Here is an 11,024-nt window from a genome sequence, read left to right as displayed (position 1 = left end):
GTTCCGCCGGACCACCACCCTGACCAAGCCCCAGGCCGATCTGCTGTCCGCGCTCGACATCCCCGCCCCCAAGCAGGTCATCGACCTCAACCCGATACCCCGCTGACCAGCACGAACACCACCGCCTAGAGAAACGCCCTCCAGGCGGCCACAAGCATGTCACCCCAGGTCAGGACCCAGATTCGCGACTCCAGCCCGCTGAATTACGTCGAACCAGGCTTCGGCCTGGCCCTGCTGGGACGCCTGTCCTACGGGACGGTCTTCCTGTCCCTGACGCTGGCGTTCACCTCCTCCACGGGCTCCTACGCCAAGGCGGGCGGGCTTCTGGCCCTGCTCGGCCTCACGGTCTCCGCCCTGACGCCCGTGCGCGCCGCCCTCATCGACCGGCACGGCCCGCGCCGCGCCCTGCCCCCGATGGCCGCGGGCTACACCGTCGCCCTCACCGCCCTGGCCGCCCTCACCTGGCGGCCCGGGACCCCCGTCCCGCTCCTGGCGGCCCTGACCATCGCCGCCGGCATCACCGCTCCCCCGGTCGGCGTGGTCATGCGGACGCTGTGGAGCGGCCTCCTCAAGGACGGACCGCTCCTGCGGCGCGCCTACAGCCTCGACACCGTCGCCGAGGAACTCGTGTTCGTCGCCGGACCGCTCCTGGCGGGGCTGCTGGCCGTGATCGCCTCACCGTCCCTCGGAATCGCCCTCAGCGCCGCCCTGGTCGCCGCCGGCACCGTCGGCCTGAGCACCTCCCCTGCGGCACGCCCGCGGCCGCGCGGGCGCCACCGGGGCCCCCGCATGCCCGCGATCCCGGCCGCCCCGGCCATCGCCGCCGCGGCCACCGGCGTCGTCCTGGGATCGACCGCCCTGCTGGCCGTGGCGTTCAGCCACCGCCACCACCAGCCCGCCGCGGCCGCCTGGGTGGAGGCCGCTCTCGCGGTCGGCAGCACCCTCGGCGGCCTCGTCTACGGCGCGGCCGCAAGGACCCCATCCGGACGCGGCCGCCTCGCCGCGCTCCTGCTCCCGCTCGGCATTACGCCGGCCGCCGCGGGCCTCGCGCCGAGCCTCACCGTCCTGGCCCTGCTGACGTGCGCCGCCGGGCTCTTCGTCGGCCCCACCCTCACCGCCGCCTACCTGCTCGCCGACGCGTCCGCGCCGCCGGACGCGCGCACCCGGACGGCGGCCTGGGTGAACACCGCCCTGAACCTCGGCGCGGCCGGCGGCACGGCGGCGACCGGCATGCTCCTCGACGTGCTGCCGCTGCCGGCCTGCTACGCCCTCGCCGCCGCACCGGCCGCCCTCGGCGCCTTCTCCCTGCTCGCCTTGCGGAAACGGCAACACGGTTCGCCGGACGAGACGGTGACGGCGCATCATCGGACCATGGACCACACCACCGGCGAAGAATTCTGGGACGCCCGCTACGCCGAGCACGACCACCTGTGGAGCGGGGAACCCAACACCGTCCTCGTCGAGGAGGTCACCGGGCTGGAACCCGGCACCGCCCTCGACCTGGGATGCGGCGAAGGCGCCGACGCCATCTGGCTCGCGAAGCGGGGCTGGCGCGTCACCGCCGCCGACATCTCCCGCGTCGCGCTCGAACGCGCCGCCCGCCACGCCGAGGCGGCCGGCGTCGCCGACCGCGTCGACTGGCGCCGCCACGACCTCGGCTCGTCGTTCCCCGAGGGCACCTACGACCTGGTCTCCGCCCATTTCCTGCACTCCCCCGAGGAGGGCATGCCCCGCGAGGAGATCCTGCGCGCCGCCGCCGCGGCCGTCGCACCCGGCGGAACCCTGCTCATCGCCGGGCACGCCGGCCCGCCGCCCTGGGACCCCGACGCCCACCCCGGCGTGCACCTGCCCACCGCCGACGAGGTCCTGAAGTCCCTGGACCTCCCGGACGGAGAATGGGACGTGCTGCGCAGCGGCGATCACGAACGCGTCCAGACCGCCCCCGACGGACGCGTCATGACGCGCACCGACAACGCCCTCAATCTCCGGCGCCGCGCGGACTGAGCCACCCCCCGACCGGTTCGGGCGGCCCGTCCGGCCGGTCAGTCCGGGCGGGCGGTCCGCTCCATCAGGGCGGTGAACTCCTCCAGGGAGATCTTCCCGTCCCGGTTCGCGTCGGCGGCCACGACGACCTCCACCGCGCGGGCTCCGGTGACATCCTCGCCGAGCGCTCTCATCAGGTTCTTCAGCTCGTCCGCCGAGATGTACCCGTCGCCGTCGACGTCCACGAGCTCGAACGTCGCCCGGTAGTCGTTCACATCCGCCATGCGCGTGCTCCTTCGCTGATCGCCTGCCGTGGTGACGCTAGCACCGGGTGCCCCGGCCCCCGGCCTTTACGCAGTAAGGTCCAGTCCGGGCGGCCGGTCGGCCATAATCGGACGAGTGCGCCGCTCGTATGAGTTCCTCGACCACCCCGGGCCGATCCCCTTCGCCCACCGGGGCGGCGCGGACGGCCTCCCCGAGAACTCCCTGGCCGCATTCCAGCGCGCCGTCGACCTCGGCTACCGCTACCTGGAGACCGACGCCCACGCCACCGCCGACGGCGTCGTCGTCGCCTTCCACGACCGCACCCTGGACCGCGTGACCGACCGCACGGGCACCATCGCGCGCCTCCCCTACGCCGAGGTCGCCAAGGCCCGCATCGGCGGCGCCGAGCCCATCCCCCGCCTGGAGGAGATCCTCGGCTCCTTCCCCCAGGCCCGCGTCAACATCGACCTGAAGGACGCCCCCGTCATCGGCCCCCTGGCCGCGGCGCTGCACCGTGCGAACGCCTGGCACCGGGTGTGCATCACGTCCTTCTCCACCCGCCGGCTGGCGCAGATGCGCGCCCGCCTCCCCCTGTTCACCGACCGCGACGTGTGCACCGCCCTCGACCCGCGCGGCGTGATGGCCCTGCGCGCCAAGTCCTACGGGGGCCCGGCCGCCAAGCTCATACGCCTCGCCGCCACGGGCGTCGCGTGCGCGCAGGTCCCCTACGGCCTCGGGCCCGTCCCGTTCGTCACCGAGTCGTTCATCGCCCGCGCCCACGAACTGGGCCTGCGGGTCCACGCCTGGACGGTCAACGACCCCGCCGCCATGGAACACCTCCTGGACCTCGGCGTCGACGGAATCATGACCGACGAGATCGTCGAGCTGCGCCGCATCATGAAGTCGCGCAACCTCTGGCCGGGCCCCGCACCCGCCGGCTGACGCGCCCGCACATCGCGGACGGATCCTCCCGCGACGGCACGCCGGGCGCTCACCAGGTCAGCGGCCGAAGCCGGGGCGCTGCCGGCCAGGAGGGCGGTACTGCGCCGCGATCGGGAAGGGAGTCTCCTCCGGGATGGCTCGCGAGGCCTCTTCCGCAGCGGAGAGCCCGGCATGGGTCAGGTCGAGCCGTGCGGCCCTGACCTGCCGCAGCAACTCCAGGTCTTCGGCCGAGACGAGTCCGGCCACGGTCTTGCCGTGACGGGTGAGCACGATCTCCTCACCGCCATAGATGACCCGGTTGAGCAGCTCCGCGAAGATCTTCCGGGCCTTCGTGACCGCGATTTCCACGTCTTTCATCCTATAGCGAACGCGTCTTGTCCAACTCGCCAGGCAGAACATTAAAATGTACATTCTATACATCCGATCTAGGAGGGCACATGCGGGAGAACTCGGCGCCGGACCGGGCCGATGCGCGACCGGAGACGTACGCGGGGAGGTCCCGCGCGAGTGTCGCGGAGCTGCCCCAGCTGGCGGACGCGCAGCTGTTCGAGCGGCTGCTGGCGCAGCGGATCGTGTTCCTCGGCACCGAGATCGACGACAAGCTCGCCAACCGGGTCAACGCCCAGCTGCTGCTGCTCGCCGCGCAGGACGCGCGGCGCGACATCACGATCTACATCAACTCCCCCGGCGGGGTCGTGGACGCCGGGATGGCGATCTACGACATGATGCGGTTCGTCCCGAACGACATCTCCACGGTCGCGATGGGCATGGCAGCCTCCATGGGTCAGACGCTGCTGTGCGCCGGGACCGCGGGCAAGCGGTACGCGCTGCGGCACTCGCGGGTGATGATGCACCAGCCGCACGGCGGGATCGGCGGCACCGCGTCCGACATCAAGATCCAGGCGGAGCAGTCGCTGTACCTCAAGCGGACCCTGGCGGAGCTGACGGCGTTCCACACCGGCCAGACGCTGGAGCAGATCGAGGCCGACGGGGACCGCGACGCGTGGTTCACCGCGGAGGAGGCCCGCGACTATGGTTTCGTCGACCATGTCATCGACAGCACCGACCGGGTGGGCACATGACACGTGCGGAAAGGCGCTACCTCGTCCCCGAGTTCGAGGAGCAGACGAACTTCGGGCGCAAGGACACCAATCCCTACAACAAGCTGTTCGAGGACCGCATCGTCTTCCTCGGCGCCCCCGTGGACGACATCAGCGCCAATGACGTCACGGCGCAGCTGCTGGCGCTGGAGGGCATGGACGCCGACCGCCCCATCGCCCTGTACATCAACTCGCCGGGCGGGTCGCTGACGGCGATGCTGGCGATCTGCGACACGATGCGCTACGTCGCGCCGCCGATCGAGACGACGTGCGTGGGGCAGGCCGGGTCGGCGGCGGCGATCCTGCTGGCCGCCGGCTCGCCGGGCCGGCGGGCGGCGCTGACCGGCGCGCGGATCCTGCTGCACGAGCCCGCCGTCGAGGTGTCGCGGGGCTACACCACCGACCTGGACATCCAGGCCCGCGAGGTGCTGAGGCTGCGGGCGCAGACCGAGGCGATCCTGGCGGAGGCGACCGGGCGGGAACCGGAGACCGTGCGCCGCGACCTGGACCGCGCGCGCTTCTTCAGCGCCGCCGAGGCCAGGGACTACGGGTTGATCGACGAGGTGCTCACGTCCCGTAACTAGCGTCTGAGCGGGACGTTCCTCACCGGCGGCCCGGTGCGGCCGGAAACAGCAGGGTTGGATCACGCTGGGTGCGGGAATCTTGTCACGGTATTCAGCGTTGGTCAGGGCAAGACCGCAAGCCGTCTGGGAGGCACGTGACGATGGCCGAGCGCGCACTTCGCGGTACTCGACTCGGAGCGACGAGCTACGAGAACGATCGCAACACCGATCTCGCCCCTCGGCAAGAGGTGGACTACACCTGCACCAAGGGCCACCGGTTCACCGTGACGCTCGCAGCCGAGGCCGAGGTGCCGATGACCTGGGAATGCCGCAGCTGCGGCGCCACGGCCCTGCGGGTCGACGGGGAACTGCCCCAAACGAAGAAGGGCAAGCCGCCGCGGACCCACTGGGACATGCTCATGGAACGCAGAACCGTCGAGGACCTGGAGGAGGTTCTGGCGGAGCGGCTGGAGATCCTGCGGGCGGGGCGCAGGAAGTCGGCGTGAGCATCTGATTCTTCGAGTGGAACGGGCCCGCACCGGTCGCCGGTGCGGGCCCGTCCCATGTCCGAATGCCGGAATCCTCAGCGGCCCGTCCGGGGCAGGACGAGGCCGCTCTCGTAGGCGGTGACGACGGCCTGGACGCGGTCGCGGAGCCCCAGCTTGCGCAGGATGCGGCTGACGTGGGTCTTGACCGTCTCCTCCCCCACGACGAGGCGCGCGGCGATCTCGCCGTTGGTGAGACCCTCGGCGACCAGGCGCAGCACGTCGGTCTCCCGGGGCGTCAGGGCGTCCAGGGCGTGCCGCGTCCCGGACGGGGGGCGGGGCCGCAGGCGGGCGAACTCGCCGATGAGGCGGCGGGTGACGGCCGGCGCGAGCAGCGCCTCGCCGGAGGCGACGACCCGGACGGCGTCGAACAGCCGCTCGGCGGTGACGTCCTTGAGCAGGAACCCGCTGGCGCCGGCGACGAGCGCGTCGTAGACGTGCTCGTCGAGGTCGAACGTGGTGAGGATCAGCACGCGGGGGGCGCCGGGGTCGGCGGTGATGCGGCGGGTGGCCTCGATGCCGTCCATGACGGGCATCCGCACGTCCATCAGCACGACGTCGGGCCGGTGCTCGCGGCAGACGCGGACCGCGGCGGCGCCGTCGGCGGCGGTGGCGACGACGTCCAGGTCGGGCTGGGTGCCCAGCAGGGCGCCGAATCCGGCCCGGGCGACCTCCTGGTCGTCGGCCACGGCCACGCGCACGGTCCCGGCGCCCTCATCGGTCCCGGCGTCTCCGCCGGTCATGGCGTCTCCGCCGCGGGGAGCGCCGCCTCGACCAGGAACCCGCCGGCCGGGCCGGGGCCGGCGTGCAGGTCGCCGCCGACGGCGGCGGCGCGTTCGCGCATGCCGAGGACGCCGTGCCCGGCGGGGACGGCGCCGGGCACGGGCCCGGGCCCGTTGTCGCGGACGCGGCGGGCCTGGCCGCCGCGTTCGGAGCGGTGCTGCTGGCCGGACCGGTGCTGCGTTCGAACGGGCTGGCGCCGCCGCCGCTGGGGGACGCGACCGTGCTGCGGGCGGTCGTCGGGACGGGGGCCCTGCTCGGCGTGATCGCCGTGTTCGCCCTGGCGGTCGCGGTGATCGTGCGGCGCAGCGCACCGGCGATCACGGTGGTGCTGCTGCTGCTGCTCGTCCCGCAGATCGTGGCGACCGGGCTGCCGCTGTCGGCGGCGCGGTGGCTGGAACGGCTGACCCCGGCGGCGGGGTTCGCGATCCAGCAGACGGTGACGCAGTACGACCGGGCGATCGGACCGTGGGCCGGTTTCGGGGTGCTGTGCGCCTACACGGCGGTGGCGCTGGCGGCCGCGGCGTGGCTGGTCAGGCGGCGGGACGCGTGACGGCGACGGCCCGCGCGGTGCACGCGGAGTGGACGAAGCTGCGGACACTGCCGAGCACGATGTGGCTGCTGCCGGCCCTGGCGGGGATCATCGTGGCGGTCGGCGCGGCCGTGACCGGCGCGGTGGACACCTCCCACTGCCCGACCCCCGCCGGATGCCGGGAGGACCTGCCCAGGCTGTCGCTGTCGGGCGTCCAGCTCGGGCAGGTCGCCGCGGTCGTGCTGGGGGTCCTGGCCGTCGGCGGCGAGTACGCCAACGGGACGATCGCCGCGACGCTGGCGGCGGTCCCGCGCCGCGGCACGGTCCTGGCCGCGAAGGCCGCGGTCGTCGCGGCCGCCGTCGCGGGCGCGGGGACGGCGGGGGTGCTGGCGTCGCTGGCGGCGGGGCGGGGCATCCTGCCCGGCAACGGGTTCACCGCCGCCGCCGGCTACCCGCCGCTGTCGCTGACGGACGGGCCCACCGTCCGGGCCGCGGCCGGGACCGTCCTGTATCTGGTGCTGGTGGCACTGCCGGCGCTCGGGGTGGGCACGGCGGTGCGGGAGCAGGCGGCGGCGATCACGGCCGTGCTGGCGCTGCTGTGGATCGTCCCGGTCATCACGCGGCTCGTCGGGGACGCGCAGTGGCAGGAGCGCCTGGAGAGGCTCGCGCCGATGTCGGCGGGCCTGGCCGTCCAGTGGACCCGCGACCTGGACCGGCTGCCGATCGGGCCGTGGGCGGGGATGGGGGTCCTGGCCGGGTACGCGGCGGCGGCGCTGCTGGCGGGCGGTGCCCTGCTCGCCGGGCGCGACGCCTGAGAGGCCCGGCGGGACGCCTGAGAGGCCCGGCGGGACGCCTACGGGGCCGGGGAGGCGCCTGCGAGGCCGGGGGCCGCGTCAGGTCTTGGACGGGGTGTCATCGTCGTGGACGACCTCGCCGCGGACCACGGGCCCGGGCGGGGTCTCCACCCGTTCGGGTCCCGGTCCCCGTCCGAAGGGATCGAACCCGGCGCCTCCGAGGCCGGGCGGCGGGAACATCGCGGCGCGCGCCTCGGCCGCCCGCATCCGCCGCGCCGCGAACGCCGACATCGCCCGCTTGAGCGGCGGCCGCGTGAACGGCAGGACCAGCGCGGCGCCGAGCACGTCGGTGACGAGGCCGGGCAGCAGGATCAGCACCCCGCCGGCCATGACCAGCACCGCGTCGCCGAGTTCGCGGTCCTGCAGGACGCCGCTGCGGACGGTGTCGTACAGCGCGCCCCAGGCACGCCGGCCCTCCCGCCGGATGATCCACGCGCCGAGGACGACCTCGGCGGCCAGCAGCCCGGCCAGCGGCCAGGCACCGATCACCTGGCCGACCTGGATCAGGACGTAGATCTCCAGGACCGGCACCAGCAGGAACGCCAGGACGATCAGCAGCGGCAGCATGGCTCCATCTTCGGGGTCGTCGAAAGCCTCATCCTGTACAACGCTGCGGCGCCCCCGTTCGTTTCCCCGCCGCGCGCGGGGTCCGGCGGGCGGGGTCCGGGACGGGGCTCAGCGGGGCGGACGCAGCTTGCCGGCGCGGTCGCTCACGCCCCACTGGGTGATGCGCAGCGCCGCCTCGGCCATGACGTCCCGGTTCATCTTGCTGGTGCCGTGGACGCGTTCGACGAAGGTGATGGGCACCTCCACGACCCGCAGCCCCTGCCGCAGCGCCCGCAGCGCCAGGTCGATCTGGAAGCAGTAGCCGCGGGAGTCGACGTCGTCCAGCCCGATCTTCTCCAGCGTCGCGGCGCGGAACGCGCGGTAGCCGCCGGTGGCGTCGTGCAGGGGGATGCCGAGCATCAGCCGGGCGTAGGTGTTGGCGCCCCGCGACAGCGCCTCGCGCCGCTTGGGCCAGTTGCGCACCTTGCCGCCCGGTACCCAGCGGGCCCCGATGACCAGGTCGGCGTCCACCAGGGCGGCCAGCAGCCGCGGCAGCTCCTCGGGCTGGTGGGAGCCGTCGGCGTCCATCTCGACCATGACGTCGTAGCCGCGTTCGGCGGCCCACCGGAACCCGGCGATGTAGGCCGGGCCGAGGCCGTCCTTGCCCTCGCGGTGCAGGACGCGGATCTGCTCGTCCTTGTCGGCCATGGCGTCGGCGGCCTCGCCGGTGCCGTCGGGGCTGGCGTCATCGACCACCAGGACGTCCGCGGACGGGACGGCCTCGCGTACCCGCCCGGCGATGCCCTCGATGTTGTCCCGCTCGTTGTAGGTCGGGATGATCACGAGCACCCGGCCCAGGTCGGCTGGGATCTCCATCGGTGTCAGTTCCCCTCGTTCTCGCGCGCCGCCGTCCATGCCGCCGCGAAGATCGCGCCGAGGCCGAGCGCCGCGAGCGTCCACTCGGGCGCGGCGCCCAGCCGGTCCGACAGGGTGGTGGCCGTCCGCGCCGGGACGGTCTCGACCTGGATGTCGGGGACGAACTCGCGGGACTCGTCGATCATCCGCCCGTCCGGGGCGACGATCGCGCTGATCCCGCTGGTCGCGGCAACCAAGATCGTACGGCCATGTTCCACCGCGCGCAGCCGCGACATCGCGATCTGCTGCGGCGGCAGGCTCGTCTTGCCGTAGGTGGCGTTGTTGGTCTGCACGACCAGCAGGTCGCCGCGCGCCACGTCACGGACCTCCTTGTCGTAGGCCACCTCGAAGCAGATGACGTCGCCGATCGTGACCGGGCCGAGCTGCATCACGCCGGAACGGGTGCCCTTGGCGAAGTCGCGGGGGATCCGCTCGAACCGGGTGATCAGCGTGGTGAGGACGTCGCGGAACGGGAGGTACTCCCCGAACGGGACGGGGTGCCGTTTGACGTAGTAGTCGCCGGGCCCGCTCTGCGGATCCCAGACGATGCCGCGGTTCTCGACCTTCTCGCCGTCGGGCGTGTCGGTGAGGGCGCCGACCAGGACGGGGACGCCGACGTCCTTCACCGCGGCGTCGATGGCGGTGTGGGCCTCGGGCTCGGTGTAGGGGTCCAGGTCGCTGGCGTTCTCCGGCCACACCACCAGTTCGGGCTTCGGGACCTTCCCGGCGCGGACCCGCGCGGCCAGCTCGTGGGTGGCCTCGACGTGGTTGTTCAGGACGGCCTTGCGCTGGCCGAGGAAGTCCAGGCCCAGGCGCGGCACGTTGCCCTGGATGACGGCGACGGTCACGGGCCGCCCGGACGTGGGCGTGGGGATCAGCGTCCCGCCCCCGGCGATGGCGGCGATCACGGCGAGGGCGGCGGCGACGGGCACCAGGGGACGCCATCGCGCCGGCGTCCCGGCGGTGCGGGCGCGGTGGGCGGCGACGGCCGCGTAGGCGAGCAGCCCGCCGATCAGGGCGGTCAGGAACGTGACCAGGGGCGCGCCGCCCACCGAGGCGTAGGGTGTCAGCGGCGTGGCGGTCTGGCTGAAGGCGAGCCGCGCCCACGGGAATCCGCCGAAGGGGACGTGGCCGCGGATCAGCTCTTCGCCGATCCACAGCGCGGCCGTCCACACCGGCCAGCCGCGCAGCCGGGTGACCATGGCGATCCCGGCGCCGAGCGGCAGGAAGTACAGGGCCTGGACGAGGGCGAGCACGATCCAGGCGTCCGGGCCGATCTGGCCGATGCCCTCCAGGACGGGGACGAAGAACGCGGCGCCGCCGACGAAGCCGAGCCACGCGCCGGTGCGGGCGGACAGGCCGCGCATCGTGAGGGTGAGCAGCGCGACGCCGGCCGGGGCCGCCGGTGTCAGGTCGAAGGGCGGGAAGGCGAGCCACATGGCCAGCCCGGCGGCCACGGCCAGCAGCGTGCGGGGCCAGCCCGCGCGGCCGCCGCTGCGCAGGCCGTCGCCCAGGCGCGCCGCCCAGCCCGGCCGTATCGCCGCGCCCGGTTCACCACCCGTTCCCGTGCCGGTGACCGTGCTCTCGGCCGGTGACCGTTCCGGGAGGGTCTCCTGGGCCACGTCCCCACCTCGTTCCCTTGTTCCCTCCCGGGAACGCTACCGGGCTCGGGCCGTCACGGCGACCACGGATGGGGGCGCGCACACGGAAGAGGGCCCGTGACACCCGTCGGGCCGGAGTCGTCCCACAGGCGGTGAGAACGAGCGTCCGTTTTCTACCGGATGTCCGGGCCCTTCCCGGGTCCAACCCCCCGCGCGATCGGGCGGCTCCGTCCGGGCACGGCCCCGGATCACCGCGCTGGCTCGGGCGGGCGCGGCGTCGACCACTCGCGTGATCCCCCGTCCCCGTCGTGGCGCGGTGCCCTGCGGCGCCTCGGGCGGCACGATCGGTGAGTCCCGTGCTGGACTGCAGCAAAACTACCGGCTCCAGCCCTCATGTCA

Annotated in this window: 13 protein-coding genes; 7 read left to right on the top strand and 6 right to left on the bottom strand. The window is 73.7% G+C overall.

All coding sequences use genetic code 11. The features are described from left to right. Positions 1–156 precede the first annotated feature (156 nt). Positions 157–2,004 (top strand): MFS transporter, encoded by a 1,848-nt coding sequence (locus ACGFIS_RS34620; RefSeq protein WP_392973758.1) that lies wholly within the window; start codon positions 157–159, stop codon positions 2,002–2,004. 38 nt (positions 2,005–2,042) lie between these two features. On the opposite strand, the gene ACGFIS_RS34615 is transcribed toward ACGFIS_RS34620, so the two are convergent. Further along, positions 2,043–2,267: an EF-hand domain-containing protein gene (locus ACGFIS_RS34615; RefSeq protein WP_392904434.1), complete on the bottom strand. Its 225-nt coding sequence runs from the start codon at positions 2,265–2,267 to the stop codon at positions 2,043–2,045. Positions 2,268–2,382: 115 nt separating this feature from the next. Here ACGFIS_RS34615 and ACGFIS_RS34610 point away from each other — a divergent pair, with 115 nt between their 5' ends. Then, positions 2,383–3,189 carry a glycerophosphodiester phosphodiesterase gene (locus tag ACGFIS_RS34610; RefSeq protein WP_392904437.1) on the top strand — a complete coding sequence of 269 codons (807 nt, stop codon included), beginning with the start codon at positions 2,383–2,385 and terminating at the stop codon, positions 3,187–3,189. A gap of 57 nt (positions 3,190–3,246) precedes the next feature. Here ACGFIS_RS34610 and ACGFIS_RS34605 read toward each other — a convergent pair whose 3' ends face one another. After that, on the bottom strand, positions 3,247–3,546 hold the full coding sequence (locus tag ACGFIS_RS34605; protein ID WP_392973760.1) for a type II toxin-antitoxin system Phd/YefM family antitoxin: 300 nt from the start codon (positions 3,544–3,546) through the stop codon (positions 3,247–3,249). A gap of 80 nt (positions 3,547–3,626) precedes the next feature. On the opposite strand from ACGFIS_RS34605, the gene ACGFIS_RS34600 reads away from it, so the two are divergent. The 3 genes from ACGFIS_RS34600 to ACGFIS_RS34590 all read left to right on the top strand — a co-directional run bounded on the left by ACGFIS_RS34600 (position 3,627) and on the right by ACGFIS_RS34590 (position 5,358). Next, entirely contained in the window at positions 3,627–4,271 is a 645-nt protein-coding gene (locus ACGFIS_RS34600) for a ClpP family protease (RefSeq protein ID WP_392904444.1), read from the top strand. Beyond that, on the top strand, positions 4,268–4,873 hold the full coding sequence (locus tag ACGFIS_RS34595) for an ATP-dependent Clp protease proteolytic subunit (RefSeq protein ID WP_392904447.1): 606 nt from the start codon (positions 4,268–4,270) through the stop codon (positions 4,871–4,873). Before ACGFIS_RS34600 ends, ACGFIS_RS34595 begins: the two co-directional genes overlap by 4 nt. 140 nt (positions 4,874–5,013) lie before the next feature. After that, the gene (locus ACGFIS_RS34590; protein WP_392904449.1) at positions 5,014–5,358 is read left to right on the top strand and encodes an RNA polymerase-binding protein RbpA; all 345 of its coding nucleotides are present in this window, start codon (positions 5,014–5,016) and stop codon (positions 5,356–5,358) included. A gap of 77 nt (positions 5,359–5,435) precedes the next feature. Here ACGFIS_RS34590 and ACGFIS_RS34585 read toward each other — a convergent pair whose 3' ends face one another. Then, positions 5,436–6,140, bottom strand: coding sequence for a response regulator (locus ACGFIS_RS34585; RefSeq protein ID WP_392904452.1), 705 nt, complete (start codon positions 6,138–6,140; stop codon positions 5,436–5,438). A gap of 62 nt (positions 6,141–6,202) precedes the next feature. On the opposite strand from ACGFIS_RS34585, the gene ACGFIS_RS34580 reads away from it, so the two are divergent. Together ACGFIS_RS34580 and ACGFIS_RS34575 are read left to right on the top strand one after the other, a co-directional pair. Continuing rightward, positions 6,203–6,730: a hypothetical protein gene (locus ACGFIS_RS34580; RefSeq protein ID WP_392904454.1), complete on the top strand. Its 528-nt coding sequence runs from the start codon at positions 6,203–6,205 to the stop codon at positions 6,728–6,730. Next, positions 6,727–7,524 (top strand): ABC transporter permease subunit, encoded by a 798-nt coding sequence (locus ACGFIS_RS34575; RefSeq protein ID WP_392973757.1) that lies wholly within the window; start codon positions 6,727–6,729, stop codon positions 7,522–7,524. Before ACGFIS_RS34580 ends, ACGFIS_RS34575 begins: the two co-directional genes overlap by 4 nt. Positions 7,525–7,602: 78 nt before the next feature. Here ACGFIS_RS34575 and ACGFIS_RS34570 read toward each other — a convergent pair whose 3' ends face one another. The 3 genes from ACGFIS_RS34570 to lnt form a co-directional block, all read right to left on the bottom strand. Then, complete coding sequence (locus tag ACGFIS_RS34570) at positions 7,603–8,130, bottom strand: FxsA family protein (RefSeq protein WP_392904458.1); 528 nt, start codon at positions 8,128–8,130, stop codon at positions 7,603–7,605. A 108-nt stretch (positions 8,131–8,238) separates the two neighbouring features. Beyond that, complete coding sequence (locus ACGFIS_RS34565) at positions 8,239–8,985, bottom strand: polyprenol monophosphomannose synthase (RefSeq protein ID WP_392904460.1); 747 nt, start codon at positions 8,983–8,985, stop codon at positions 8,239–8,241. A gap of 5 nt (positions 8,986–8,990) precedes the next feature. Then, complete coding sequence (gene lnt / locus ACGFIS_RS34560; RefSeq protein ID WP_392973756.1) at positions 8,991–10,646, bottom strand: apolipoprotein N-acyltransferase; 1,656 nt, start codon at positions 10,644–10,646, stop codon at positions 8,991–8,993. Positions 10,647–11,024: the final 378 nt, after the last annotated feature.

The organism is Spirillospora sp. NPDC048824, assembly GCF_043198455.1.
Classification (GTDB): Bacteria; Actinomycetota; Actinomycetes; order Streptosporangiales; family Streptosporangiaceae; genus Spirillospora.
Note: the sequence above shows the minus strand (reverse complement) of the source record. Positions and strands in the feature narration are given on the sequence as shown.

What these genes read in the sequence shown, in the direction of transcription:
- ACGFIS_RS34620 (WP_392973758.1), top strand. Translation starts at nt 157, where the DNA reads ATGTCACCCCAGGTCAGGACCCAGATTCGCGACTCCAGCCCGCTGAAT.
- ACGFIS_RS34615 (WP_392904434.1), bottom strand. Translation starts at nt 2,267, where the DNA reads ATGGCGGATGTGAACGACTACCGGGCGACGTTCGAGCTCGTGGACGTC.
- ACGFIS_RS34605 (WP_392973760.1), bottom strand. Translation starts at nt 3,546, where the DNA reads ATGAAAGACGTGGAAATCGCGGTCACGAAGGCCCGGAAGATCTTCGCG.
- ACGFIS_RS34600 (WP_392904444.1), top strand. Translation starts at nt 3,627, where the DNA reads ATGCGGGAGAACTCGGCGCCGGACCGGGCCGATGCGCGACCGGAGACG.
- ACGFIS_RS34595 (WP_392904447.1), top strand. Translation starts at nt 4,268, where the DNA reads ATGACACGTGCGGAAAGGCGCTACCTCGTCCCCGAGTTCGAGGAGCAG.
- ACGFIS_RS34590 (WP_392904449.1), top strand. Translation starts at nt 5,014, where the DNA reads ATGGCCGAGCGCGCACTTCGCGGTACTCGACTCGGAGCGACGAGCTAC.
- ACGFIS_RS34585 (WP_392904452.1), bottom strand. Translation starts at nt 6,140, where the DNA reads ATGACCGGCGGAGACGCCGGGACCGATGAGGGCGCCGGGACCGTGCGC.
- ACGFIS_RS34570 (WP_392904458.1), bottom strand. Translation starts at nt 8,130, where the DNA reads ATGCTGCCGCTGCTGATCGTCCTGGCGTTCCTGCTGGTGCCGGTCCTG.
- ACGFIS_RS34565 (WP_392904460.1), bottom strand. Translation starts at nt 8,985, where the DNA reads ATGGAGATCCCAGCCGACCTGGGCCGGGTGCTCGTGATCATCCCGACC.